The organism is Streptomyces sp. WAC03905, from assembly GCF_057371075.1.
Genome location: NZ_JBXYDZ010000003.1, coordinates 7,288,945 through 7,313,973, shown reverse-complemented (window position 1 = coordinate 7,313,973; position 25,029 = coordinate 7,288,945). Strand labels below are relative to the sequence as shown.

General features: G+C 72.5%; 24 protein-coding genes. 14 read left to right on the top strand and 10 right to left on the bottom strand.

Annotated elements, in window-relative coordinates:
• Positions 1–28: 28 nt before the first annotated feature.
• Positions 29–1,261 (bottom strand): cation:proton antiporter, encoded by a 1,233-nt coding sequence (locus AC2RP6_RS35585; RefSeq protein ID WP_486449941.1) that lies wholly within the window; start codon positions 1,259–1,261, stop codon positions 29–31.
• A 4-nt stretch (positions 1,262–1,265) separates the two neighbouring features.
• Positions 1,266–1,736: a cation:proton antiporter regulatory subunit gene (locus tag AC2RP6_RS35580; RefSeq protein WP_486449940.1), complete on the bottom strand. Its 471-nt coding sequence runs from the start codon at positions 1,734–1,736 to the stop codon at positions 1,266–1,268.
• A gap of 322 nt (positions 1,737–2,058) precedes the next feature.
• On the opposite strand from AC2RP6_RS35580, the gene AC2RP6_RS35575 reads away from it, so the two are divergent.
• The 4 genes from AC2RP6_RS35575 (at position 2,059) to AC2RP6_RS35560 (ending at position 5,326) form a co-directional block, all read left to right on the top strand.
• A complete protein-coding gene (locus tag AC2RP6_RS35575) occupies positions 2,059–3,018 on the top strand; it encodes a HAMP domain-containing sensor histidine kinase (protein WP_486449939.1) in 960 nt (319 codons plus the stop codon).
• Positions 3,015–3,671 (top strand): response regulator, encoded by a 657-nt coding sequence (locus AC2RP6_RS35570; RefSeq protein ID WP_486449938.1) that lies wholly within the window; start codon positions 3,015–3,017, stop codon positions 3,669–3,671. The genes AC2RP6_RS35575 and AC2RP6_RS35570 overlap by 4 nt, the downstream gene beginning before the upstream one ends.
• Positions 3,672–3,888: 217 nt before the next feature.
• The gene (locus tag AC2RP6_RS35565) at positions 3,889–4,530 is read left to right on the top strand and encodes a ScbR family autoregulator-binding transcription factor (RefSeq protein ID WP_486449937.1); all 642 of its coding nucleotides are present in this window, start codon (positions 3,889–3,891) and stop codon (positions 4,528–4,530) included.
• A 121-nt stretch (positions 4,531–4,651) separates the two neighbouring features.
• Positions 4,652–5,326, top strand: a complete 675-nt coding sequence (locus AC2RP6_RS35560) for an excalibur calcium-binding domain-containing protein (protein ID WP_486449936.1) — start codon at positions 4,652–4,654, stop codon at positions 5,324–5,326.
• Positions 5,327–5,822: 496 nt separating this feature from the next.
• On the opposite strand, the gene AC2RP6_RS35555 is transcribed toward AC2RP6_RS35560, so the two are convergent.
• Both AC2RP6_RS35555 and AC2RP6_RS35550 read right to left on the bottom strand, forming a co-directional pair.
• Entirely contained in the window at positions 5,823–6,227 is a 405-nt protein-coding gene (locus AC2RP6_RS35555) for an ATP-binding protein (protein ID WP_486449935.1), read from the bottom strand.
• 123 nt (positions 6,228–6,350) lie between these two features.
• Positions 6,351–7,307: a LysR family transcriptional regulator gene (locus AC2RP6_RS35550; RefSeq protein ID WP_486449934.1), complete on the bottom strand. Its 957-nt coding sequence runs from the start codon at positions 7,305–7,307 to the stop codon at positions 6,351–6,353.
• Between the two features lie 89 nt (positions 7,308–7,396).
• On the opposite strand from AC2RP6_RS35550, the gene AC2RP6_RS35545 reads away from it, so the two are divergent.
• Positions 7,397–7,669 (top strand): hypothetical protein, encoded by a 273-nt coding sequence (locus AC2RP6_RS35545; RefSeq protein WP_486449933.1) that lies wholly within the window; start codon positions 7,397–7,399, stop codon positions 7,667–7,669.
• Positions 7,666–8,658 carry an alpha/beta hydrolase family protein gene (locus AC2RP6_RS35540; RefSeq protein WP_486449932.1) on the top strand — a complete coding sequence of 331 codons (993 nt, stop codon included), beginning with the start codon at positions 7,666–7,668 and terminating at the stop codon, positions 8,656–8,658. Before AC2RP6_RS35545 ends, AC2RP6_RS35540 begins: the two co-directional genes overlap by 4 nt.
• Before the next feature lie 6 nt (positions 8,659–8,664).
• Here the strand turns inward: AC2RP6_RS35540 and AC2RP6_RS35535 are convergent, their stop codons facing one another.
• Positions 8,665–10,392 (bottom strand): PP2C family protein-serine/threonine phosphatase, encoded by a 1,728-nt coding sequence (locus AC2RP6_RS35535; RefSeq protein ID WP_486449931.1) that lies wholly within the window; start codon positions 10,390–10,392, stop codon positions 8,665–8,667.
• Positions 10,393–10,723: 331 nt separating this feature from the next.
• Between AC2RP6_RS35535 and AC2RP6_RS35530 the strand changes: the two genes are divergently transcribed.
• Positions 10,724–10,861, top strand: a complete 138-nt coding sequence (locus tag AC2RP6_RS35530; RefSeq protein ID WP_486449930.1) for a hypothetical protein — start codon at positions 10,724–10,726, stop codon at positions 10,859–10,861.
• Between the two features lie 96 nt (positions 10,862–10,957).
• On the opposite strand, the gene AC2RP6_RS35525 is transcribed toward AC2RP6_RS35530, so the two are convergent.
• Together AC2RP6_RS35525 and nhaA are read right to left on the bottom strand one after the other, a co-directional pair.
• A complete protein-coding gene (locus AC2RP6_RS35525) occupies positions 10,958–11,959 on the bottom strand; it encodes a TIGR00341 family protein (protein WP_486449929.1) in 1,002 nt (333 codons plus the stop codon).
• Positions 11,960–12,124: 165 nt separating this feature from the next.
• Positions 12,125–13,426: a Na+/H+ antiporter NhaA gene (nhaA, locus tag AC2RP6_RS35520; RefSeq protein WP_486449928.1), complete on the bottom strand. Its 1,302-nt coding sequence runs from the start codon at positions 13,424–13,426 to the stop codon at positions 12,125–12,127.
• 384 nt (positions 13,427–13,810) lie between these two features.
• On the opposite strand from nhaA, the gene AC2RP6_RS35515 reads away from it, so the two are divergent.
• From AC2RP6_RS35515 to AC2RP6_RS35505, 3 genes are all read left to right on the top strand, one after another.
• Complete coding sequence (locus AC2RP6_RS35515; protein ID WP_486449927.1) at positions 13,811–15,235, top strand: glycosyltransferase 87 family protein; 1,425 nt, start codon at positions 13,811–13,813, stop codon at positions 15,233–15,235.
• Positions 15,236–15,484: 249 nt separating this feature from the next.
• Complete coding sequence (locus tag AC2RP6_RS35510) at positions 15,485–16,972, top strand: eCIS core domain-containing protein (RefSeq protein ID WP_486449926.1); 1,488 nt, start codon at positions 15,485–15,487, stop codon at positions 16,970–16,972.
• 122 nt (positions 16,973–17,094) lie between these two features.
• Positions 17,095–17,514 (top strand): nuclear transport factor 2 family protein, encoded by a 420-nt coding sequence (locus AC2RP6_RS35505; RefSeq protein ID WP_486449925.1) that lies wholly within the window; start codon positions 17,095–17,097, stop codon positions 17,512–17,514.
• A 104-nt stretch (positions 17,515–17,618) separates the two neighbouring features.
• Here the strand turns inward: AC2RP6_RS35505 and AC2RP6_RS35500 are convergent, their stop codons facing one another.
• Positions 17,619–18,800 carry a serine hydrolase domain-containing protein gene (locus AC2RP6_RS35500; protein ID WP_486449924.1) on the bottom strand — a complete coding sequence of 394 codons (1,182 nt, stop codon included), beginning with the start codon at positions 18,798–18,800 and terminating at the stop codon, positions 17,619–17,621.
• Positions 18,801–19,353: 553 nt separating this feature from the next.
• Between AC2RP6_RS35500 and AC2RP6_RS35495 the strand changes: the two genes are divergently transcribed.
• Positions 19,354–19,785, top strand: a complete 432-nt coding sequence (locus tag AC2RP6_RS35495; protein WP_486449923.1) for a VOC family protein — start codon at positions 19,354–19,356, stop codon at positions 19,783–19,785.
• Positions 19,786–19,918: 133 nt separating this feature from the next.
• On the opposite strand, the gene argG is transcribed toward AC2RP6_RS35495, so the two are convergent.
• Together argG and AC2RP6_RS35485 are read right to left on the bottom strand one after the other, a co-directional pair.
• Positions 19,919–21,367 carry an argininosuccinate synthase gene (gene argG / locus AC2RP6_RS35490; protein ID WP_486449922.1) on the bottom strand — a complete coding sequence of 483 codons (1,449 nt, stop codon included), beginning with the start codon at positions 21,365–21,367 and terminating at the stop codon, positions 19,919–19,921.
• A gap of 17 nt (positions 21,368–21,384) precedes the next feature.
• Complete coding sequence (locus AC2RP6_RS35485; protein WP_486450563.1) at positions 21,385–22,656, bottom strand: PP2C family protein-serine/threonine phosphatase; 1,272 nt, start codon at positions 22,654–22,656, stop codon at positions 21,385–21,387.
• Between the two features lie 311 nt (positions 22,657–22,967).
• Here AC2RP6_RS35485 and AC2RP6_RS35480 point away from each other — a divergent pair, with 311 nt between their 5' ends.
• From AC2RP6_RS35480 to AC2RP6_RS35470, 3 genes are all read left to right on the top strand, one after another.
• The gene (locus AC2RP6_RS35480) at positions 22,968–23,720 is read left to right on the top strand and encodes a hypothetical protein (protein ID WP_486449921.1); all 753 of its coding nucleotides are present in this window, start codon (positions 22,968–22,970) and stop codon (positions 23,718–23,720) included.
• A gap of 61 nt (positions 23,721–23,781) precedes the next feature.
• Positions 23,782–24,120, top strand: a complete 339-nt coding sequence (locus AC2RP6_RS35475) for a PadR family transcriptional regulator (RefSeq protein ID WP_486449920.1) — start codon at positions 23,782–23,784, stop codon at positions 24,118–24,120.
• Positions 24,117–25,010: a hypothetical protein gene (locus AC2RP6_RS35470; protein ID WP_486449919.1), complete on the top strand. Its 894-nt coding sequence runs from the start codon at positions 24,117–24,119 to the stop codon at positions 25,008–25,010. Before AC2RP6_RS35475 ends, AC2RP6_RS35470 begins: the two co-directional genes overlap by 4 nt.
• Positions 25,011–25,029 lie beyond the last annotated feature (19 nt).

Here is a 25,029-nt window from a genome sequence, read left to right as displayed (position 1 = left end):
TGGCGGGGAGGGACTGTGCGGACCCGACCTAGCGTTCCCGGGAGGCCGGTTCCGGTGGGGCCGCGGCGGTGTCGGGCACGGGTGCTGCGGGACCGCCGTCGGGGCCCCGGCGCTCGGCGAACCAGGCCGCGACGGGCTGGGTGTAGCGGGCGGTGAGCGGCCCGATGACGACCAGGATGAGGACGTAGGCGGTGGCGAGCGGGCCCAGCGCCGGTTCGATGCCGGCGGTGACGGCGAGACCGGCGATGACGATGGAGAACTCACCGCGGGCCACGAGCGTGCCGCCCGCCCGCCAACGGCCCTTGACGCCGATACCGGCCCGCTTGGCCGCCCAGTACCCGGTGGCGATCTTCGTACCGGCGGTGACGACTGCGAGCGCGAGGGCGGGCAGCAGGACGGGCGGGATGCTCGCCGGGTCGGTGTGCAGGCCGAAGAAGACGAAGAACACGGCGGCGAACAGGTCGCGCAGCGGGCTCAGCAGCGTGTGGGTGCCCTCGGCGACCTCGCCGGACAGGGCGATTCCCACCAGGAACGCCCCGACGGCGGCCGAGACCTGGAGCTGCTGGGCGATGCCCGCCACCAGCAGCGTCAGCCCGAGGACCACGAGCAGCAGCTTCTCCGGGTCGTCGCTGGAGACGAAACGGGAGATGAGGCGGCCGTAACGGACGGCGACGAAGAGCACCGCGCCCGCGACACCGAGGGCGATGGCCAGGGTGAGGCTGCCCGCCGCCAGGCTGACCCCGGCGAGGAGGGCGGTGATGATCGGGAGGTAGACCGCCATGGCGAGGTCTTCGAGGACCAGGATGCTGAGGATGACCGGCGTTTCGCGGTTTCCGAGCCGGCCGAGGTCTCCCATGACCTTGGCGATGACGCCGGAGGACGAGATCCAGGTGACGCCCGCGAGGACGACGGCGGCGACCGGCCCCCACCCGAGCAGCAGGGCCGCGGCGGCGCCGGGCAGGGCGTTGAGGGTGAAGTCGACGATCCCGGCGGGGTACTGGGTCTTGAGGTTGGAGACGAGGTCGCTGGCCGTGTACTCCAGACCCAGCATCAGCAGCAGGAGGATGACGCCGATCTCGGCGCCGATGGCGACGAACTCCTCGCTCGCGCCCAGCGGGAGGAGGCCACCGGTCCCGAAGGCGAGCCCGGCGAGCAGGTACAGGGGGATGGGTGAGAACTTCAGGCGGCCCGCGACCCGGCCCAGCAGGCCCAGCCCGAGGATGATCGCTCCGAACTCGATGAGGAAGACGGCAGAATGCACGCGATCACTCCCGACCGAGTATCTCGGCGGCGGCGTCCACGCCCTCGCGGGTGCCGATCAGGATGAGGGTGTCCCCGCCGGCCAGGCGGAAGTCGGGGGCCGGGGAGGGGCGGGCCTCGGCCCGTCGCAGGACCGCCACGATCGAGACGCCCGTCTCGGTGCGCATCCTCGTCTCGCCCAGGAGGCGGCCGTTCCAGTGCGAGTGGGCGGACAGTTCGACGCGCTCGGCGACCAGGCCGAGGTCGGTGGTGTGCAGGAGGTTCGGGCTGTGGTGCGCCGGCATCAGGGCGTCGATCAGCGACGCCGTCTCCCCTCCCGTGAGGTGGAGCGATTCGGCACAGGCGTCGGGATCGTCCGCCCGGTACAGGCTGACCGTGCGGGTGCCGTCCCGGTGTGCGATGACCGACAGGTTGCGGTGTTCGCGGGTGGTGAGGTCGTACTGGACGCCGATGCCGGGCAGCGGCGTCGTACGCATCCGTGGAGCAGGCACAGCCCATCCCCCTCGTGTTGTGAGCCTTGTGACGGTGGTGCGGCGCGCGGCGGATCCAGGCAGGCGGAACCGGCGCGGCGGGGCTCATGCTGCCATGTTTGCCATGTCCGGAATATGGGTGTCGGCACGGATGGACAGCGGGCCGCCCGGCTGGTGAGGATGGGGCGGGGAAGTGGGTTCCGCCGCAGGTCAGGCCTGTGCTCACAGCGCGCCGCACGGGATGTGCGGGCGATGTCGGGGGACCATGGACGGGATGGGACCGGGAGGGTACGGGGACGGGCGCACCGGGCCGGAGAGGAGCGTTGCCATGTCGTTGTACTGGCGGATCTTCCTGCTGAACGCCGCCGTGCTCGTCGGCGCGGTACTGCTGCTGTTCGGGCCGGTGACCGTGTCGACGCCGGTGCTGTTCGGGGAGGCGATCGTGCTGGTCGCCGGGCTGGCCGCGATGCTCGTGCTGAACGCGGTACTGCTGCGGATCGGGCTGGCCCCGCTGGGGCGGCTGAGCCGGGCGATGGCGACGGTCGACCTGCTCAAGCCGGGCGTCCGGCCGCAGGTCACCGGTCAGGGCGAGATCGCCGAGCTGACCGGGACGTTCAACACGATGCTGGACCGGCTCGAAGCGGAACGGGCCACCAGCAGCGGGCGGGTCCTGTCCGCGCTGGAGGAGGAACGTCACCGCATCGCGCAGGAGCTCCACGACGAGGTCGGACAGACCCTGACCGCGGTCCTGCTCCAGATCAAGCACGCCGCGGACCGGATCCCGGAGCCGGTGCGCGCCGACCTGCACCAGGCGCAGGAGACCACCCGGGCCAGCCTCGACGAGATCCGTCGCATCGCCCGCCGGCTGCGCCCGGGGGTCCTGGAGGAGCTGGGCCTGCACAGCGCCCTGCGGTCGCTCGCCGCGGAGTTCACCACGTCCCGGCTGGGCGTCAGCACCCACATCACGCCGGGGCTTCCGCCCCTGGACGCGGCGACGGAGCTGGTGCTGTACCGCGTCGCGCAGGAGGGCCTGACCAATGCGGCCCGCCACTCGGGGGCCACCCGGGTGGAGGTGCACCTGCGTCCGGTGCCGGGCGGCGGCACGGCGCTGCTCGTCCGCGACAACGGGCGCGGCCTCGGCGGCGCCCCGGAGGGTGCCGGGATCCGGGGCATGCGCGAACGCGTCCTGCTGATCGGCGCCGAGCTGCTCGTGGGGCCGGGGCCGGGCGGCGGTACCGATGTACGCCTGAACGTCACTGCAGACCATCACGGGGGATCCAGCTCATGACCGCACCGGCCCGCATCCTGCTCGCCGACGACCACGCCCTCGTCCGCAGCGGCGTACGGCTCATCCTCGACGCCGAACCGGACCTGACCGTCGTCGCCGAGGCGGACGACGGTGCGGACGCCGTCCTGCGGGCCCGCGAGGACCCGGGCCTGGACCTCGCGATCCTCGACATCGCGATGCCGCGCCAGACGGGTCTGCAGGCCGCGCGGGAACTCTCCCGGCTGCGGCCGGGCCTGCGGATCCTGATGCTGACCATGTACGACAACGAGCAGTACTTCTTCGAGGCCCTCAGGGCCGGTGCCAGCGGCTACGTCCTGAAGTCCGTCGCCGACCGCGACCTGGTCGAGGCCTGCCGCGCGGCCCTGCGCGACGAGCCGTTCATCTACCCGGGCGCCGAGACCACCCTGGTCCGCACGTACCTCGACCGCGCCCGCACCGGCGCGGACCTCCCGGCGCGGCCCATCACGGAACGCGAGGAGGAGATCCTCAAGCTCGTCGCCGAGGGGCACACGTCGAAGGAGATCGGCGACCTCCTCGTGATCAGCGCCAAGACGGTCGAGCGCCACCGGGCCAACCTCCTGCAGAAACTCGGCCTGCGCGACCGCCTGGAACTGACCCGCTACGCCATCCGCGTGGGCCTCATCGAACCCTGACCGCCCCAGAACGGCCGTACCGGGCTACCTGGCTGTCCTCCGCAACTGACGCCGCGGGGACGGGCACTTGGGCCGTCGGGGGCGGCGCGACCGCCCCTGCTCCCATTCTCATAAAAAAGTACCTGCCGACTGGTTTTCTTTCAGGTCACCCGATTACATTGACGGCGCAGTGATCCCCAGCAGACATCCGCCGACAGCGAACCGGGAGGACGACCACGTGGCGAGGGCCAGACAGGAACGGGCCGAGATCACCCGCCAGGCCATCCTCGACGGCGCGGCCGTCGCGTTCGACGGTTCCGGGTTCGAGGGCACCAGCCTGAGCGACGTCGTCAAGCACGCCGGAGTCACCAAGGGGGCCCTCTACTTCCACTTCCCGTCCAAGCAGGCGCTCGCCCGTACGCTGATGGACGAACAGTTCCAGATCTCGCAGCAGCTTCCGGCGACCGAGGACCCGGGGCTCCAGACCGTCATCGACCTGACCCACCGGATGGCCCATGGGCTGCGCACCGACGTCCGTATCCGTGCCGGGATCCGCCTGGTCATCGAGTTCGGCTCCTTCACCAGCCCCGACCCCACCCCCTACGACGCCTGGATCGACACCTGCCGCAGCTGTCTGGCCCCGGCGCAGCGGGTCGGTGACATCCACCCCGCGCTGGACGTCGACGCGCTCTCGGCCCTGCTCGTCGGCGCGTTCACGGGCATCCAGATCACCTCGCACGTCCGCACCCGCCGCCAGGACCTGCACACCCGTGTCACGGACTTGTGGAGCTTCCTCCTCCCCACCATCGTCCCGGCGGACCGCATCACCCGGTTCCGCCCCTCCGGCACGCGGCGACCGGACGACTCCCCCACCGACTGACCCCACCGCACGCACCGCGCAGCACCAGGACGGCCGCGCATACGCCGTGGCGAACCACGGGGGTGCTCGCCACGGGTGCCCGTGACCGCCCTGAGCCCCAGGCCTCGGTGTACGGGACGTCGTGGCCCCTGCTCCCCACGCAGTGGCGCAGCCCGGCGTGCCGCGCCGCTGGCATCCCGCGCTGGCTGTGCCCGTCGTGGTTTTCGCCACGCTCCTCCTGCCGCCGCTCGGCGTCGCATTGGCGTTCACGGCCCGCTGGGACAAGGCCGGCAAGGCCGTGTCGGTCACGCTGGCGTGCGTCTGGTTCCTGGTCCTGGTCCTCGCCGGTTCCGGGACGAAGTCCGCGCAGACAGCTGCGAAGCCCGGCCCTCGGCCGGTGGTGACAGCCACCGTTACCCTGCCGCCTCCGGCGCGACCCGGTGCGCTCGGGACGGCCACGCCACCCGCGCCGACACCTCACGCACCGGCCCCGGTCACGGCCGCGCCGCGTACCCGGACCAGCCCCGCCGTGCCCGCCGGCCCCGCCGCCCCCGTCGATCCAAAGCCACGAGCAGGGCAGGACGCTCCGGCCCGCCCCCGGCCTGCGTCCAGCGACGGCACTGCGCGGTCCTCCCTCAGCCCGAACGCAGACCAGCGCTCATCTTCGGGGTCCTCGTCCCCCGTCAGAGCTGCGCCCGGTGTCTGCTACCGGAACTGCACGGCCGTGAGGGACGCGGGTGCGGCTCCGATCCACCGTGGAGACCCCGGCTTCGGCCCGCACCTCGACCGCGATGGCGACGGCACCGCCTGCGAATGACCTCTGACGCACTGCGGCGGGCAGGCCGTGCGCATGCGGGTACCGCGCGCACACGCCGTGCGCGCCGAGGCCGCGCGTACGGCGCCCGTGGCGGACCACCCCGCCCGCCGGCCCGGGCCGGAGGCCCCGACGCCCGCCGTCGGGGCGGCGAGCTCGTAGGCGTCCGTTCAGGGCACTACCCGGGACCCCTCGGGAGGACCGGGTGCCCGGCAGGGCCGGGCGGGGCCCGGGGAGGGGCTGGACGGCAGCCCGAGCATGTCCAGCAGCATCTCCAGGTCCGCGGGATCAGTGGCTCGCGCGGCGACAGCCCGGCACGCCGCGCCCTCGTCGGCCAAGCAGACGCGGAGCAGCTGGGCGGGCTCACTACAGCCGAATGGATCCTTCACCCACCGATCCCAGCACGCCCACCCTCTCCGCGCAGCCCGGATACTCCACCTGCACGGCGCTGTTCGAAGTGCAGGCGGGGGCGAGCAGCAGGCCGGCTGACCCGATGTGGTCAGGCGGGGTGGGTCGGGGCGGTGGCGAGCGTCGCCGTGACGGTTTTGCCGCCTCGGTGGAAGTGCACGTGGGTGGTGGCGAGCTGGTTGACCAGACGCCACCCTAAGCCTCCGGGGACGTCCGGGGCCCAGGGCTGTACGCGGGGCGTGGCGGGTGACCGGTCGGAGACTTCGATGGTGACGGTGCCGGACCGGGCGGTGATCTGGAAGGCCGTGGCGCCGCCGGCGTGGCGGCTGGCGTTGGAGATCATTTCAGAGACGACGGTCAGCACGTCCTCCACGCCGACCGGGGACACATCGAGACCCGCCAGCACGTCACGGGCAGACGCCCGTGCTTCAGCGCAGCTGAGGCCCGTTCCGAGCGGGTCCGGCAGTATCCGGGAAGACAGAGTCCGTTCTCCCATGACTCGCCACTTCCCCCGCTCCCGTCCGGTAACCGGAGGACGGACCTTCCCTGCCCGCCCCCTACGCCCCCGCCCCTTGCCGACGGGCGCCGCAACACCGGCACTCAAGGCGCAGCGGCAAGGCTAACCCTCTCGAACCGGCGTGTGTAGGGCCGGGGCAGTGCCGGGCGGTTCGGGCAGCCAGTCGCGAGCCGGATCGTACTCCAGCCATCGGCTGCGCCCGGCCTCCTCCGCGCAGGCGGCGGTGAGGCTGGTGAGTCCAGGGTGCCCGTCGCCGGTGCGCCACAGCAGTGACCAGGCGTACAGCGGCGTGGGGCCGACCAGGGGAACGGACCTCAGTCCGGGTACCTCCGGCCTTGGCACATCAGCGGGTATCAGGGAGAACCGCGACGGCGCTTCTGTCACCTCGGCAAGGAAGTGGGCAAGCCCCAGGTTGACGCTCGACGCCGTGTAAGGGATGGCGAACCGGTCGGCGAACCGATCGAGGAAGTCGAGCCGGTTCCGTGGTCCGGGTGCCCACAGCACGCTGTCGCGCAACTGGTCCGGTCGCAGCGCTCGTTCGGCTGCGAGCGGATGGTCCTCGCTCAGCAGGGCATCCACCGGTTCGAGGCGGACGAGGCGGTGGGCAAGGCCGGCGGGCAGCGGGGGGTGGACGCGCCCGAAGGCCGCGTCGATGTCGCCACGCAGCAGTGCCGTCATCACCGACGGCAGGTCACGCCCGTGCCCCAAAGTCAGCTCGCCGACCCGTCCGGCGACCTGGGCCAGCGTCCGCATCGGCGCATAGAGGTGCCCCCAGACGTCCACGCGCAGCGGATCCTTCGCGCCGGCCACTGCCGCGACAGCGGCGTCCGCGGCGGCCACGACCTTTCGGGCCGGCAGGAGGAAACGCTGCCCGGCCTCGGTGAGGCCCACGCTGCTGCGGCCCCGCCGGAACAGCTCGGCCCCGAGCAGGGATTCCAGGCGCGCGATCCGCTTGGACAGTGCCTGCTGGGAGATGGCGAGGGTCCCGGCCGCCCGCCCGAAGTGCAGTTCCTCGGCGGTGCGCACGAAGGCACGTACCTGCGCCACGTCGAGATCCATGGCTCCCACCATAGGTGACAACGAAAAGTTGTCGGCTCTGCTCGTTCGTTGTTGGACTGTCAGGCGGCCGCGGAGGTTGCATCCTCCCCATGCGAAGACTGATTCCCACGGGGCAGGCGGCACGGCCGGTCGCCTTCACCGAGGCCCCCCAGCCGGTACCGGAGCCCGATGAGGCCCTGATCAAGGTCGAGGCGATCGCGCCGAACCGGGGCGAGACCGTGCGGCTCGTCGAACAGCGCCGGCGGCCCCCGGAGATCGGCCGCGTCACCGACTGGGCGGAGACCGCCGACACCCTGGTCGACTTGCGGGAGCGCCGGATACGCGGCAGGGCCGTCCTCCTGCTTGCCGGAGGAGCCCGGTGAGCGCAACGGAGTTCGCCGCCGCCCAGTGGACACGCGCCACCGGCACGGGCGTGGACCCCCACGAGTACCGGCGCGTCACCGACGGCCTCGGTTCCCTCGCCGACTGGGAGCCGTCCCTCGTGCGCGCCGGCCACGACCACCTCCGGCGCGCGCAGGATGCGACATCAGCCCTCTCGGAGGGTGAACACCTCCTGATGGCTGCACGGTGGTTCCACCTGGCCACCTTGGCGCCGTCCCCGGAGGCACATCGCGCCGCAGCGGCGGCAGATGACGCCTTGGGCCGGGCCCTCACCGTGCTCGAACCCGATGCGCGGCGGGTGAGCGGCGAGGGATTCACCGGCTGGCTACGCGGTCCCGCCGACGCACCGGGGACCGTGGTCGTCGTCCCCGGCCTCGACTCGGCCAAGGAGGAGTTCCTCGACCTGACGTCCGCCCTGCTGGCCAGAGGTCTCGCGGTGTTGGCCGTGGACGGCCCCGGACAGGGTGTACTCGCGGCCACCACGGCCCTCGTCCCGGACTACGAAAGGGTCGTGGGCCGGATCATCGATGCCCTCGGCGTCGCAAGCATCGGGCTCGTCGGCCTGAGTCTGGGCGGCTACTTCGCGGCCCGGACCGCCGCGCTGGAGCCGCGCGTGGCTGCCCTCGCCACCGTCAGCGGTCCCTTCCGCCTCGACTGGGAGCAGTTGCCTCCGCCTGTCCGGGACATCATGGCCGCGCGCGCCGGGAGCGGAGCCGCCGCCCACGACTTCGCGAGCCAGGTGGACCTCGCCGCCCTGGCACCCGGCATCACCGCGCCGCTGCTGGTCGTGGACGGAGAACAGGACGTGATCCCCGGTGTGACGAACGGGGAGCACCTGGCCCGTCTGGCTCCGCGTGGCAGCTACTTGTCCGTCCCGCACGGGGACCACCTGCTCGGCAACGCCCGGCCCGACTGGCTGCCGCACCTCAGCGACCACCTCGTCCACACCCTGACGGGAGCACCGGCATGAACCGCTTCACCGGCCGGGGCGCGGTTGCGGCGGCGTGCGAATGGCGAGGAGGGCGACGTCGTCGAGACCGGGCGGCTGGACGCGGCGCAGGAGTTGGTCGGTGAAGGACGGCAGGGGGCGGTGGGCGAGAGCTGCGGCGTGCTGCTTGAGTCGGTGGAGGCCCTCGTCGAGGGTTTGGCCGGGTGCTTCGATGAGGCCGTCGGTGTAGAGCACCAGAGTGGATCCGGGCGGCAGCGAGGTGGTGGCGTCGGGCCGTTGTGTACGGATCCCGGTGCCGAGCAGGAGGCCGTGGCCCTCGGTGAGGTAGTGGGCGAGGCCGGTGTGGTCGATGAGCAGGGGCGGCGGGTGACCGGCGTTGGTCCAGGACAGCTGCCACCGTTCGCCTTCCGTCCTGGTCATCCGGGCGAGGATGAGTGTGGCCATGCTGACGTCGGTGATCGGCATGATCGCCTGGTCAAGGCGTTCGACGATCCGGCTGGGAGGTTCGTGCTGGGACCAGGCGTAGGCGCGGAGCATGTTGCGCAGCTGGGCCATGCCGGCCGCAGCCTCCAGGTCGTGGCCGGCGACGTCGCCGACAGCCAGCGCGGTGGCGCCGTCGGGCAGGGTGAAGGCGTCGTACCAGTCGCCGCCGACCTGCGAGGCGTCAGGGGCGGGCAGGTAGCGGGCGGTCATCTGCAGGCCGGGTACGACCGGCATCTGCGGCAGCAAGTGCTTTTGCATGGTCTCGGCGACCGCGCGCTGACGCTGGTAGAGGCGGGCGTTGTCCAGGGCGATGCCGGCGCGGCGGGCGATGTCGTCGATCAGCGGTAGATCGGCGACGGTGAAGTCGCCCGGCATCTTGGCGCGGCCCAGGGTGATGGCTCCCAGGACCTGGCGGGTGCCGCGCAGGGGTGCGATGGCCGCGGAGTGGATGCCGGTGGCTTCGAACAGGCGGCGCTGCTCCACTGCGATGCCGGAGTCCGGGGGGCCTTGGTACGTCTCTGGGCCTGCCACGGCGGAGGCGACGCCGCGCAAGGCGCGCGACAGGGGCATCGGAGATTCCGCGGGGATCGGCGGTATCGGTCCTTCCAGGTTGTCGTGGTGCACGAGCGTGTCGCCGTCGGCCTGGACCACGGCCGTGCGCCACACCTCGTCACGCTCGGTGATCAGGTCGATGACGGCCCAGTCCGCCAGCCGGGGCACGACCAGGCGCACCAGTCGGCGCAGCGCCTCGTCGATGTCGAAGGTGGAGGTCAGCTGCGTGGTGGTCTCGGCCAACAGCGTCAGCCGCTCCAGATCGCTCAGTGGCTCGGCGGCCTGATCCGGACGGGGGCCGGTGCCGTGAGCGGGCTGAGAAGGGTAGAAGACCACGAGCGTGCCGGTTCCGGGCGCACTGGTGGCGTAGGGCACGATCAGCCAGGAGATGCGCAGGAGGGAGCCGTCGCCGCGGGTGAAGTACTCCTCGTCGGCCTGTGCCGGGGAGCCGGCGTGAAAGGCCTGCCGCATGCTGCACCGGGTGATGGGCAGCAGCTGTCCCTGCGGTCCTCGGTGCAGCAGGTCGTGAGCGTCCTGGCCGATGAAGTCCGCTGCGGGCCGGTCCAGCAGGTGCTCGGTGAGGGAGTTGACGGCGACGATCCGGCCCTGCTCGTCGACGAGGTAAGCGCCGGCACCGATGGCGTCCAGAGCGTCGGTGAGATGGGGGTCAGGAGCCGGCGACTGACCGGTCCCGGCTACGGCGGCCTGCGGATCCGTCATGTCCCCGCCTCCTGGAATCGAGTCTTCATCCGCGGCATCGCGCTGTGAGCGGTGCCCGATGCCCTGACGTTTCCTTCCCCGTATGCCCCCGGAAGGGCAACCGACCCCCGTAGTGCCCTCCCGCGCCGGTGCACGGCCCACTGCGGAGATCTCCGACCCGGGGTTGTGCACCGTGGCGCGCCTCTCGGCGACCACGGGCGACCCGAGCCGGGGATCACCCGAACGGCGTAGACCACTGCGGGCCCCGCGCGCACCAGTCACCCGTTCGGGGCAGTCTGAACAGGACTGTCCACCGGGATTCCCGTGATCGCCTGTTTCTTCGGGAGGCGTCGTGGTCCTGATCGCTCTGCTCCTGCCGGCGTTGATCGTGCTCATGCTCTTCGGATCGGATCCTCTGGAGAAGTTGCTGTTCCCCGCGGACGCCCGGCGGTCACAGCCGGCCGAAGGAGAGCCCCCGCGGCCGCAGTGACGGCCGACGGCGCTCGCCTCACCGGAGAGAGGCCGCTCCCCGGCAGCACGGACCGCGAGAACACGGGATCGCCTCGTTGTCTGCCGCGGAGCGGTGTCAGCCTCCGACGCGTCCGGCCTGTACCTGGCGGCCCTCGTTGGTGACGACCACGACGGGGACACCGTCGGGGATCTGTCCCTGGAGGTCGGCAAGGAGCGCCTCGACGGGGGGCAGGTCACCCGGCGTGCGGACCTGGACGTAGAGGGTCCGTGACCGCGCACTGACGCTGACGACGGACGCGCCGGGCGAGGCGGCGAGCCACTCGTCGGCGCTGTTCGTGGCGCGCGTGGTCCACAGCTGTACGAGAACGGTGGCCGCCGTGTTCGCCGCAAGCAGCACGCCCACCGCACCGAACAGCAGGACGAGCGCCAGGTAGGTCCTGCGCGCGGCGCCCGTTTCCCGCCGGCGGCCGGCAGTCGCGTAGCCCAGGCCGCCGAAAACCACCATGCCGGCGAACACCATGGCCAGCAGATTGGACACGAACAGGACGAAGGATCCCAGGGCCAGCCACCATGCCGTCTGCCCGAGGCAGACGCCGGTCACCACCAGAGGCGGTACCAGCGAGATGGCGATCGCCACTCCGGGCAGGACCGCGGCGACGTCGCGACGGGAGAGGGCCAGGGCGCCTGCGAATCCGGTGGCGAGCGCGGCCACCAGATCCATCAGGCCGGGCGAGGTGCGGCTGGCGATCTGGCTGTTCGACAGCAGGTCGTAGGAGGCGGGCAGCACCAGCGAGAAGAGCGCTCCGAGTACGACGACCAGCAGCCCGCCGGCGGCCACGAAGAGGACCGCCGTCGTCCGTCGGCGCTGCACGGCGCCGAGGGCGATCCCCATGATCGGCGTCGACAGCGGCGCGATGATCATCGCGCCGATCACCGTGGCCGTCGAGTCCGTCAGTACCCCGCCGGCCGCGATGACGGACGACAGGAGCAGCATCGACCAGAACGCCGACTGCTTCGCGCGGCTGTCACCGGCCGACAGGTCCAGGTCCCCCTCCAGCTCCTCCAGCGTCCTTCGTTGGTGATCGGGAAGCACGCGGTCACGGAGGCTCTTCAGCACCCCTCGAGTGTCGCGCCATCACCCGCAGAGGATTCGGAGCCACCCGCGGCTGTCCCTCCAAGAGAGCACTGACCCGGGCCTGGGAGGCGATCAGCAGGCCGGGGATCGACGCCGGCCAACCGACCACGACGGCTATGCCGGGTGCTGCCGACCGCCCTCCGACTGTCAGGGCTTCGCGGTGGGGGTGCGCTGGTGGATGTCGGGGATGCCGTCGGCGTCGGCGTCCAGGGTTTCTTCCTCGTAGAGGTGCTTGTAGAGCGTGTTGCGGCGGCGCAGGAGGAGGGCGGCGAGGGCGGCGGCGGTGAGGGAGCCGATGAGGACGGCGGCCTTGATCTGTTCGGTGATGTCCTGGCCCGGGAAGGCGAGTTCGCCGATGAGGAGGGCGACGGTGAAGCCGATGCCGGCCAGGACGGAGAGTCCGAACACGTCGGCCCAGGCGAGGTCGGGATTGAGGCGGGCGCGGGTGAAGCGGGCGGCGAGGTAGGTGCCGCCGAACACGCCGAAGACCTTGCCGACGACGAGGCCCATGACGACGCCGAGCGGCTCGGGGCGCGTGAACACCTCCGCCACGGCGGCACCGGAAAGGGTGACACCGGCGGCGAACAGGGCGAAGAGGGGGACGGCCACACCGGCGGAGAAGGGGTGGACGAGGTGGGAGACCCGGGCCCCCGGAGAGGCCTTCTCGCCCTGGTCGAGGGTGGTGCGCAGGATCAGGCCCATGGCGACGCCGGCGACCGTGGCGTGGAGGCCGCTGTTGTACATCAGGGCCCAGATGGTGATCCCGAGCGGGACGTACCACCACCAGCCGCGGACCCGGAGGCGCTGGAGGAGGTGGAAGAGGGCCAGGCCGGCGAAGGCGCCTCCCAGCGCGAAGAAGTCGAGGTCGCTGGTGAAGAAGACCGCGATGATGAGGATGGCGCCGAGGTCGTCGACGACGGCGAGGGTGAGGAGGAAGGCGCGCAGGGCGGCGGGCAGGTGGGTGCTGATGACGGCGAGGACGGCGAGCGCGAAGGCGATGTCGGTGGCCATGGGTACCGCCCAGCCGTCGAGGCTGCCGCCGCCGAGTCCTGCGGTCAGGGCGTAGAGGGCGGCGGGGACGGCCATGCCGCAGGCGGCGGCGATGACCGGGAGGGCGGCGGTGGCCGGGGTGCGCAGTTCGCCGACGACGAGTTCCCGTTTGAGTTCGATGCCGGCGACGAGGAAGAAGACGGCGAGGAGGCCGTCGGCGGTCCAGTGGCCGACCGAGAGGTCCAGGCCGAGGGCGGGTATGCCGAAACGGAAGTCGCGTATCTGCTGGTAGACGTCGCCGAGGGGACTGTTCGCCCAGATCAGGGCGATGACGGCGGCCGCGAGGAGGACCAGGCCGCCGATGGTCTCGGTGCGCAGGGCTTCGGCGATGGCGCGGCGCTCGGGCCAGGGCAGGAGTCCGAGGAACGGCGAGCGCTCGGGCGGCGGGGCGGCGGTCATGGCGGGGGAACCTCCGGGGGCGTCGGCACGTTGCGGGCACGCGGCCCCTGTGACGCCGACCAGACTTCCCGGCACACCCCGCGTCGATGCCCTTCTGGCGGGAGGGTTTCTTGACGCGTTCTTTACACCCTATAAGGAGGGCAGGGCTGGTGCCAGGGGGACCTTGACGTGGCGACGCGGCGGCGACCGATCGCGGTCGCGGTCCGGGCCTCGTGCAGGCGCGCCTTGAACGTCACGGGCGGCCCGGCAGGCAGGGGGGAACGCAGCCCTCCGTCACGCCCCCGACCAGGCGCTGCACTCGCAGGACGCCGGAACACCTTACGGAACACGGACACCGGCAGCGGCGCCGTCCACCGGAGCCGGATGCCTGACACGCTTCCCCGGGTGAAAGCCCTCCCCGCTCGTACCGCGACCGCCCTCACCGCCCTCGCCCTCGTCACCCTCACCACGGCCCTCGTCCTGACCGTTCGCTTCGGGGGCTACTTCAGTGACCCTGTCGGCCTGTTCTGGTGGTACGCGGCCTGCTGGGCGCTCTTCACCGTCGCCCTCCTGGCGCTGCGCCGTGTCCCGCACCGCCGTGCCGCGTGGCTGATCGCGGCAGGGGCCCTCGCCGTCACCGTGACGGGGCTGTGCGGGCCGCCCCGGACCAGCACCGACTCCTTCCGCTACGCCTGGGACGGCCGCGTCCAGTCCGCCGGCATCTCCCCGTACGACCACACCCCGCAGGACCCGGCGCTCGCCCGGCTGCGCGACCCCTGGCTGTTCCCCACCGGCGCGGCCTGCCAGGGCCGCGACCTCGCGCCGGTCCCCCGCGCCGACGGCATGCCCCGCTGCACCCGCATCAACAGGCCCGCCGTCCACACCATCTACCCGCCCGTCGCCGAGGCGTACTTCCTGGCCGTCGACGGCCTCTCCCCTGCCGGCGCCCGGCACAAGCCGCTGCAGATCGGCGCCGCCCTGACCTCGCTCGGCGTCACGGGCCTGGCCCTCCTCGTGCTGCGCCGGCGCGGCGACGACCTGCGCAAGGCCGCGTACTGGGGTTGGTGCCCCGCCGTTCCCGTGGAAGCGGTCAACAACGCGCACATCGACGTGCTCGGCGTACTCCTCGCCGTCGCCGGACTCGGCCTCGTCGCCTTCCGCGCCCTGGGTCCGAAGACAGTGGGCGGGGTGCTGATCGGCGCCGCGATCGCCACCAAGCTGATGCCCGCCGTGGTCCTTCCCGGCGCTCTGTCCGGGGTCCGGCGCGTCCGCGACGCGGCCGCCGTACTGCTGCCAGCCGCGGCCTTCGTCGTCCTCGTCTACCTCCCGTACGTCTTCCTCTCGCACGGCTCGGTCTTCGGCTACCTCGGCGGCTACGTCGAGGAGGAGGGCTACGACGACCCGTCGGCCGGGTCCCGCTACTCCCTCCTGCGCCTGGTCCTGCCCGACGGCTGGGCCTTCCCCGTCCTGCTCGTCATCGTCGCGGCCCTGTCCCTGCACGTCGTGCGCCGCGGTGACCCGCGGCGTCCCTGGAGCGGCGCCCTGCTGGTCACCGGATGGTCCTTCCTCCTCCTCACCCCCGGCTACTCCTGGTACGCCCTGCTCCTCATCGCCCTCGTGGCCCTGGACGGACGCTGGGAATGGCTCGGGGTCCCCCTGGCCGGAGCCGCCGTCTACGTCCTCGCCCCGGCCTTCGGCTACCAGTCGACGCTGACCGACCTCGCCTACGGCGCCGCCGCCGCCCTCGTCCTGACCACGACCCGGTTCCGCCGTCGAACCACGACTCGGCAGGCCGCCGGCGCGGCCGCGCCGGGGCGGGAGGACACGTGACCGATGTGGAGGCCGCGTACTCCCCTCCGGGCGGTGCGACCTGGTGGGCGTGCCTGAACGGGCACTGCGGTTGCACGGCCCGATGTACGTCCGGGCAGAGAGTCGGCGCCGGGCACCGATCACGGCCTGTACGTCGGCAAGCTTGCTGATAATGCTTCAGAACCCCTGGTCATGACGGGTGACCGCCCTGGGGGTGTGGACCGGAAGCCGCGCGAAGCGGTTTCCCCGACGTACCGAGAAGGCAATCGCGTGAGTCCCAGGCACCCCCGCCCGACGCAGAAGACCGACGAGCAAGTGCTGCGGACCACCGGCCGTACCGCGGCCCCGCAGCAGGAAGCAGCGGCGCCCGCGGGGCTGATGGGACTCCAGGCGAGCGTGGGCAACGCCGCCGTCGTACAGATGCTCCGGCAGGTCGGTCACGGGCAGGACCAGGAGCAGCACCGGCACTCGGACGGCTGCGGGCACCAGCGGCCCGGGCCCGGGCCGCATGCGGTGCAGCGGTCCGCCGTGCACGACGTCCTGCGCGCCCCCGGGCGTCCCCTGGACGCCGCCACCCGCGCCGACATGGAAACCCGCCTCGGTGCGGACTTCTCCGACGTCCGCATCCACGACAACAGTGCCGCGAAGGCCTCCGCCGCCGAGGTCGGCGCCCGGGCCTACACCTCCGGCAGTCATGTCGTCATAGGCGCCGGCGGCAGCGACAAGCACACCCTCGCCCACGAACTCACCCACGTCATCCAACAGCGCCAGGGACCGGTCGCGGGCACCGACAACGGTGCAGGGCTGAAGGTCTCCGACCCGTCCGACCGCTTCGAACGGGAGGCGGAGGAGAACGCCAGCCGGGTCATGGCACCCGGCCACCGGGCCGCAACGGACGTCCAGCGCCACGCGGCCCCCTCGGCCGCGTCCGGTTCCCACCACGCGGTGCAGCGCGTCGCGAGCCCGCAGGACCGGCTGACGGTCGAGTACTGGGAGGAACAGGCAGGACTGGGCGGATCCAGCAGCTCCGCGGCCAAGGCCAAGTCCGCGCAGATCGCCGCTTCCAAGAAGAGCGCGAAGGGCTTCAAGGCCAGCAAGCCTCCGCGCAGGATCGATGAGATCATCGCGACCGTCGGCCCTCAGCTGCTGGCCGGCCTGGCGAAGATGCCGGAGGACGCCGGGCGGATGGAGCTGTACCGCTCCATGAGTTTCGACGAGGCCTTCAGCGCCCTGACCTACTGGGGCGACGAAGCCGCACGGCAGGAAATGGTGGCCTACATAGCGGGCGGCGAGGGCACGGCCAAGGACTTCAGGCAGAAGGGGTACTCCGGCATGACGATCGGGTCCCACCTCGGCGACCAGGGTCAGGCCGATGCGTACTACGACTTCCAGGGCGATGCCTACGCGGTCCAGCTGAAGTTCGTCCTGAAGCCCGGCGCCCACGAACTTCTCTTCAACCAGGCGCACATGGCACTCGGGCCGGGCTACAAGAACGACCTGATCCGCCAGGCGAACGGCGGCGGCTACCAGAACGCGAACGCGAACGAGGGCACCCTGGGCGGGTACATCGGGGTGAAGGCCGAGGACAACGAACCGTACAGCTTGGGCATCGCCCAGGGGGCCAACGGCAAGAACGGCCGCGAGCTCGGTGCGAGTCAGCTGCTCTTCCAGTTGTTCGTCGAGAACGTCGAACTCGTCAAGAACAGGTCCGGACATGTCCTGCCCGGCGCGAGCGCCCAGCAGGACATGGCCGCATAGTCACACCGACGCACCGGGATTCTTCCGGGCCGCCGATCCGGCACGGGCCGATCGCCCGGTTCGTACAACACGGCCGCCCGGCCGCCGAGGGGCCGCCGGCCGCGACCGGGCATCATGTCGCCATGATCCCGAACGATCGGCACGCGCCCGAGGCGCTCCCGCAGCATCCGGACGTCACCGAGGCAATCGTCCGCGAGCGCCGCCTCCACGACCCCTCCGTCCGCCTCTCCGGTTCCCTCGCCGACGCCCTCCTCGACCCCGAGTTCGTCGAGGTCGGCGCCTCCGGACGGCGGTGGACGCATGCGGAGATGGTCGCTGCCCTGCCCACGCTCCACGGCGGCTCCGAGGGCAGCACCCCGATCACCGCAGAGCGCTTCGAGGGGGCGGTCCTCTCCCCCGGGATCGTCCACCTCACCTACGAGACCCGCATTGGGGGCCGCTACGCCCGCCGTTCGTCGATCTGGCGCCGCAACGCCGCGGGGGAGTTCCGGCTCTACTACCATCAGGCCACGCCGGTGCCGGACGGGACGGGCCGGCCGTAGGGTCCGGCCTGCGGCCTGGCTGTCGGGCCACGCATGTCCGCGAGTTCCCGACTGGGGCGGCGCCGCGGGTCTGCGGAGGAGGGAGCGCCGACTGCGCGCGGGCGTCAGCGGTTCTTCAGCAGGGCGCAGGCGAAATCCTCCTGGACCGTGCGGAGCCGGGCGAGGAGGGCGGGTTTGATGCCCTTGTTGGTCTGGGTGTTGATGGAGAACGTGAGGGAACGCGTGCCGTCCGGGGTCGCGGCGGCGAGCTGCGTGTAGCCGGGGAAGTTGCCGGTGTGACCGTACAGCACGCCGCAGCGGGTGGTGTACTGGTAGATCGCGAGGCCGGCGGCGTTGGTGCCGGGGCCGGCGGGTTCGGACGAGTCCCCGGGGCGGAAGGTGAGTTGCTCCTTGCGGGTCTTCTCCGACAGCAGGGTGGGGCCGGCGTACGCCCGGATGAAGGCGCCCAGGTCGTTGGGGGTGGAGACGATGCCTCCCGAAGCCCATACCCCGGAGGCGCTCAGGACCTCGCTGATGTCCTCCGGTTCGCCGGGCGGGGTGACGTCGTAGCCGTGCAGGAACGGCTGCGGGAGGCGGTGGCCCAGCGGCAGGCTGGTGCGGCGCAGCCCCAGCGGGCGGTACACGAGTTCCTTGAGGAGGTCCTCGTAGCGGCGGCCGGTCGCGGCCTCTGCCATCAGGGCGACGGCGATGTTGTCGGAGTTGGAGTACTCGTAGAGGGTGCCCGGGGTGAAGAGCAGCGACTCGCCCGCGACGTAGGTGAGGAGCGTGCGCGGGTCGAAGACGTGGCGGGGGTCGGCCTGCAGGATGCGCAGGAACTCGGGGGCGCTGGTGTAGTCCGGCAGGCCGCTGGTGTGCTGGAGGAGTTGCCGCAGGGTCGCCGGGTGCCAGGCGGCGGGCTGGGCGGGGAGCACGCCACCGATGGTGTCGTCGAGGGAAAGGACCCCCTGGTCGACGAGCCGGAGCGCGACGGCTCCGCTGAACGCCTTCGCGATGCTGGCGATGCGCATGTGATCGTCGGGCTGCGGCGGCCGTCCGGTGGCAAGGTCCCCCACGCCGGCGGTGTACACCTGTGTGCGGTCGCCCCGGGTGAGCACCGCGATCGCCCCGGGCGGGCCGTCGACCTGGTCGACGAGCTGTTCGAGCTGCCGCTGGAGCCGCCCTTCGCGGCCGGGGTCGCCCGCCGCCGCCTGCGCGGGTGGGAGGAGCGCGCCGAGTGCGGCGGCGGTGAGCGCCGCGACGGACAATCCGGCGCGCAGACCGTGAGTGGGGGTGCTGGTGGGCGGCACAGATGTCTCCCGATGTGCGGTGGGCCGGCGGTGGCGGTCTGCTGGAGATCTCTGCCTAGCAGCCGGGCAGGCGTCACGGGCACGCGCCGCGCGTGAGCCGGGCCCGGTCGGCGGACACAGGGTCCCCCGCACGGGGGTGACCGGTCTCGGAGCGGGGCGGCTGGCTTGGTGGCCACGGGCGCGTGATCGTTGCCCCGCGAGGCCGGCAACAGCCGTGGTTCCGGTCCGTGCTCAGGGTTGCATGGCCGGCCGGCGTTGTGGAGCGGCGGCGCCGGTCGGGCCTGTTGCAGGCCGAGGCAACACTCCGTCGGAGCCGGCCGTCTTCCGGGTCGGGGAGCCCGGATTCGATGGCGTCCGCCGGCGCCGGGGGACGTGTTCGCCGTGCTCGCGGCGCGGGCCGATCGGGGCACCGGGCCCTCGAACAACGGTTCCCGGGACAACCCTGTCAGGCCCGCGTGGGCGTTTCGGCGTGCACGGCCCGGCGGCATCGGCGACCTTGGACCCGCCACCGGCGCCGACCCGCGGCCCACCGAGGTCGCCGAGGAGACACCCCGTGAACTGGACCATCGAAGTCGTCCCCGTCCCCGTGACCGATCTGGACCGCGCGAAGGAGTTCTACTCCGGGAAGATCGGTTTCGACGTCGACCTCGACGACGAGGTCGCCCCCGGCGTACGCGTCATCCAGCTGACGCCGCCCGGTTCCCGCTGCTCCGTCGCCCTGCTCCAGGGCATGCCCACGCCGCCCGGCGCGAAGGTGATGGCCCCGGGCACCCTGCACGGGCTGCAGATCTGCGTGACCGACATCGATGCGGCCCACGCGGCCCTCGCCGGGCGCGGGGTGGACGTCTCCCCCGTCCGCCACGTCGGCGCGTTGGGCTGGGAGGAGGGCAAGGGCGGTACGTGGAACTCCTTCCTCACCTTCACCGACCCCGACGGCAACGGCTGGGTGGTCCAGGAGGCGCCCTCGGAACTCGGCGACCGCTGACGTCTCCCGGCAGGCCGGCCCCCGCAGCCGGGCGATGTCGCAGCAGGTGACCCGCGGGGCGTCCGTACGGCCACCCGGAAGGGCGGCGCGGCCCGGGTGCGGGACGCGCCGTCCGGGGCCGGGGCCGTGTACGTCAGTCGGTGCCGAACTCCATCGCGGCGCGGTCGAGCATCTCGTCGTCCCCCTCGGCGCGGCCGCGGGAGGCGATGACCTCGGCGCCGCCTTCCGGCATCGCGCCGATCAGGCCCGTCGAGGCGGCCTGGGCCGCACCGATGAGCGTCTCGTGCGTGTTGCCGACGATGCCGAGGGCGGCGTACTGCTCCAGCTTGGCGCGCGAGTCGGCGATGTCGAGGTTGCGCATGGTGAGCTGGCCGATGCGGTCCACCGGACCGAAGGCCGAGTCCTCGGTGCGCTCCATGGACAGCTTGTCCGGGTGGTAGCTGAATGCCGGGCCCGTGGTGTCCATGACCGAGTAGTCCTCGCCGCGCCGCAGCCGCAGCGTGACCTCGCCGGTCACCGCCGCGCCGACCCACCGCTGGAGGGACTCGCGGATCATCAGCGCCTGCGGGTCCAGCCACCGGCCCTCGTACATGAGGCGGCCGAGCCGCCGGCCCTCGTTGTGGTACTGCGCGAGCGTGTCCTCGTTGTGGATCGCGTTGACGAGCCGCTCGTAGGCCGCGTGCAGCAGCGCCATGCCGGGGGCCTCGTAGATGCCGCGGCTCTTGGCCTCGATGATCCGGTTCTCGATCTGGTCGGACATGCCCAGGCCGTGGCGGCCGCCGATGGCGTTCGCCTCCATCACCAGGTCGACGGCGGAGGCGAACTCCTTGCCGTTGATCGTCACCGGGCGGCCCTGGTCGAAGCCGATGGTCACGTCCTCGGCGGCGATCTCCACGGAGGGGTCCCAGAACCGCACTCCCATGATCGGCTCGACGGTCTCGACCCCGGTGTCGAGGTGCTCCAGGGTCTTCGCCTCGTGGGTGGCGCCCCAGATGTTGGCGTCGGTGGAGTAGGCCTTCTCGGTGCTGTCGCGGTAGGGGAGGCCGTGGGCGAGCAGCCACTCCGACATCTCCTTGCGGCCGCCGAGCTCGGTGACGAAGTCGGCGTCGAGCCAGGGCTTGTAGATGCGCAGGTGCGGGTTGGCCAGCAGGCCGTAGCGGTAGAACCGCTCGATGTCGTTGCCCTTGAAGGTCGAGCCGTCGCCCCAGATCTGGACGTCGTCCTCCAGCATCGCGCGGACCAGCAGGGTGCCGGTGACGGCGCGGCCGAGCGGCGTCGTGTTGAAGTAGGCCCGGCCCCCGGAGCGGATGTGGAAGGCACCGCAGGTGAGCGCGGCCAGCCCCTCCTCGACCAGCGCGGCGCGGCAGTCGACCAGGCGGGCGATCTCCGCGCCGTACGCCGAGGCGCGGGCGGGCACCGACGCGATGTCGGGCTCGTCGTACTGGCCGATGTCGGCGGTGTAGGTGCACGGGACGGCACCCTTGTCGCGCATCCACGCGACCGCGACGGAGGTGTCGAGTCCGCCGGAGAAGGCGATGCCGACGCGCTCGCCGGCGGGAAGGGAGGTGAGGACCTTAGACATAGGAAGAGTATGCAGCCTCACGCATGTTCATGCAATCCAGTGGGCGTGTCGTCCTGCCCTTCCAGGCGCAGGACGACCAGAACGGTGTCGTCGGTGACCCCGACCGCTGGCACCAGCTCCCCCAGGAGGGCGTCGGCGAGCGCGGCGGGTCCGTCGGCGCGGTGCCGGGCGAGGGCGTCGGCGAGGCGGCCCAGGCCCGTGTCGATGTCCTCGCGACGGCGCTCGACGAGCCCGTCGGTGTAGAGGACGAGGACGGAGCCGTCGGTGAAGGGGGTACGGGCCTGGGGGCGCGGCGCGTGTTCGGGGCGGGCCCCGAGCGGCGGGTCGGTGGCCCGGTCCAGGAAGACGACGGTGCCGTCGGGGTCGCACAGTGCGGGCGGGAGGTGGCCCGCGCTGCTGTAGGTGAGGGTACGGCTGCTCCAGTCGATGAAGACCGAGACGGCGGTGGTGGACTCGGCCCCGGCGACGGAGCGGGCGTAGAGGCCGAGGACCTCCAGGGCCTGCGCGGGCCCCTCGGCGACGAGCGAGGCGGCCGAGAGGGCGCTGCGCAGCTGTCCCATGACGCCGGCCGCGCCGAGCCCGTGACCGACGACGTCCCCCACGGCGACGGCGGTGCAGCCCGGGGCGTCGACGAGGTCGTACCAGTCCCCGCACACGTTCAGGGCCGCGGCCGCGGGGCGGTAGCGCACGGCCGCCTGGTGGTGTGCGAGCGGGCTCGGCTCCGGGAGCATCGACTCCTGGAGGTGGAGCGCCACCTCCCGTTCGCGCGCGTGGGCCTGGCGCAGTCGCTCGTTGAGTTCCTGGAGCTCTTTGGCGCGGGTGTAGAGCTCCGACTCCAGGACTTGGGTGGCCCCCTCGCCCGGGCGGGCGCCGCGGGCCCGGATCAGCTCGGTGACCTCCTCCACCCGGTGCAGCACCAGCGCCACGCTGCCGTCGGCCGCGAGGACCGGCACGTTGACCGGGCTCCAGTAGCGTTCCTGCCACACGCCCGGGCGTTCGGGGTCCTCCACGTCGTAGCGCTGCAGGGCCATCGCGTCGCGCTCCCCGGTGGCCACGACCCGCTCCAGTGAGGCACGCGTGTTGCGCGTGCCCGAAGCGTCCGGGTCGTTGGGGTTGTCGGGGAAGGCCTCGAAGATGTGGCGCCCGATGAGCTCGTCGCGGGTACGACCGGCCACGGACAGGTACGCGGCGTTCACGTCCAGGTAGACCAGACCAGGGGTCAGCAGCGCGGCGGCACCCGGCAGCGCCAGGAACACCGCCCGGTAGTCGATCCCGGATCCGTTCACGATCCACCTGTCCGTGTGCCGACGTCCCGGTCGTGAGGGTTCCTCCCACGATAGGCGCGACAGCGGAGTACGGCCCCGGCACGCGCTCCCCTCTTGGGCCGTTCGTGCCCCTCCCCCGTCCGGCGCGGCCGGTCGCTGCCCCGGCATCCGGTCCAGCGGGGACGGACGGGCCCGGCGGCCGCCGGCGGCGCGCGCCCACCTCCCAGGGGCTCGGCCGCCCCGGCCCTCGGAGCAGGACCGGGACCGGCCCGGCCGGTACGTCCTGCGCACCTGGGCCCTCGCCCTCCGGCCCGTACCGGTCACCGTGTGATCATGTGCCTCGGCACACCAGCACCTCATGGGGGGACCATGCGCACCCGCACCACCACCGCCACGACCGGCTTCGTCACCGCGCTCGCGCTGGCGCTCGCCCTGACGGGCTGCAGCGAGACCCCGGACAGGGCCGGCCGCCGACGGCGGGCCCCACGGCGTCGGCGCCCGCCCCGGCCGCGCCGGGCGGCGCCTCCGCCTTCGAGGGTCCGCGTCCGCAGGACCAGAACCTGCTGGCCTGGACCGGCGACCCCAACGACGCGGGCCACGTCACCGCCCAGTCCACGGCCGGGGTCGCCGGCCGGATCACGCTGGTGCGGATCGTCCTGCGCGAGCAGATCACCTGGTCGAACATCTGGCTGGGGCTGGCCGGGCTGGACCCGAACGCCCAGCTGGCGAACTGCTACCTCGGCGTCTACGACGCCAAGGGCACGCTCGTCGGGTCGACCGCCGACATCTCGCCCCAGCTGATGACGGACGCCATCGCCAAGCCGCTGCCGCTCGCCAAGCCCTTCACGGCCGCCCCCGGGACGTACTTCATCGCCCTGCTGCTCAACGGCAACTGGGCCACCAACGCCCTCACCCTGAAATCCACGGGCGCCGGCATCTCCGTCAACGCCGGGCTGACCCCGCCGAACCTTCGCTACAGCAGCATCCTGACCGGGCAGTCCTCGCTGCCCGCCACCGTGAACCTCGGCGAGCAGTCCACGGCCACCATCAACACGGGCTGGGCCAGCCAGTGGTACGCCGTCTCCTGACCCCGCGCACCCGGCCAGTCGCCCGGACGACATATGCCGGTGGGTGACCTACCATGCGGGCATGAGTGATCGCGCGATGCAGGAACCGACCCTTCTCCTCCTGACCGCGCTCGCGGACGCACCCCGCCACGGGTATGCGATCGCCCGCGAGGTGGAGCTGATCTCGGGCGGCCGGGTCACGATGCGCACCGGCACCCTGTACGGGGCGCTGGAGCGGCTGCTGGGGCAGGGGCTGATCGAGGTCCGCCAGGAGCAGGTCGTCGACAGCCGGCTGCGCCGGACCTACGGGCTCACGGCCGCGGGCCGGGAGAGCCTGGCGGCCGAGGCGGCGCGGATCGCGGCCACGGCCCGCGAGGCCGCCCGGCGGCTGGGCGTGTCCGGCGAGGCGGCCACGGCGTGAACCGTCGCCTGATGCGCCTGTACCCGGCGGAGTTCCGCGCAGCGTTCGGTGAGGAGGTGTCGGAGGCCTACCGGGAGGCGACCGAGGGGGCCGGGCGGCTCGCCCGCCTGCGGGAGGTCTGCGACATCGTCGCGCACGCGCTCCGCCTGCGGCTGGGCGTCGGCTCCGCGCACCGCGGCGGGCACCTGCTCGCGGCCGCGGCGCCGTTCCTGCTGGCCGCGACGGGTGCACGCGCCGCGTTCCTGCTCGCCTCGGCGCTCAACCGCGCCCACGTCACCGGCCGGCCGGACATCGAGGGTCCGATCGGGCATGCCCTCGCCGCCTGCGACCTGCTGACCCTCCTCGGCGTCGTGGTCGCGCTCAGCGGCCGCTACGCCTTCGGGGCGCGGGCGGCCTTCGCCGGGGTGGCGGGCACCTCGGCCTGTCTGCTCGCGGTCTCCCTGCCCGGGGCCCAGGAGATGCCGCTGGAGCACGCGGCGTACCTGGCGCCGCCCCTGCTGATCGCGGCGCTGCCGCTGCTGTGTCCCCCGGACCTGCGCCCCGCGGGCCGGATCGGCACGACCGCGGGGCTCGTGGCGCTGCTGGCCTGGACGCCGCTGTCCGTGGTGCTCCTGGCGCTGTTGGACGCGGGCGGGATCGGGATGTTCCCGCTGTGGCGGTTCGCCGTGCCCGTCGTGGCCGTGCTGGTGCTGGCGGGCCGCCCGGCCCTGTCCGGGATCCGTACGGCGGGCCGGTTCGCCCTGGCCGTGGCTCCGTTCCTCGTCCTCGGGCACTTCTCCGGGGTGGTGGGTGAGGCGAACGCCGTCCCGTGCCTGGCGCTGCTCGCGGCGACGGCTCTGGCCGTGCGGCTGTGGCGCCGCGGGAGCTCCGGTACGGCCGGCCGGGCCTGACCGGCCGCCCGGGTCGCCG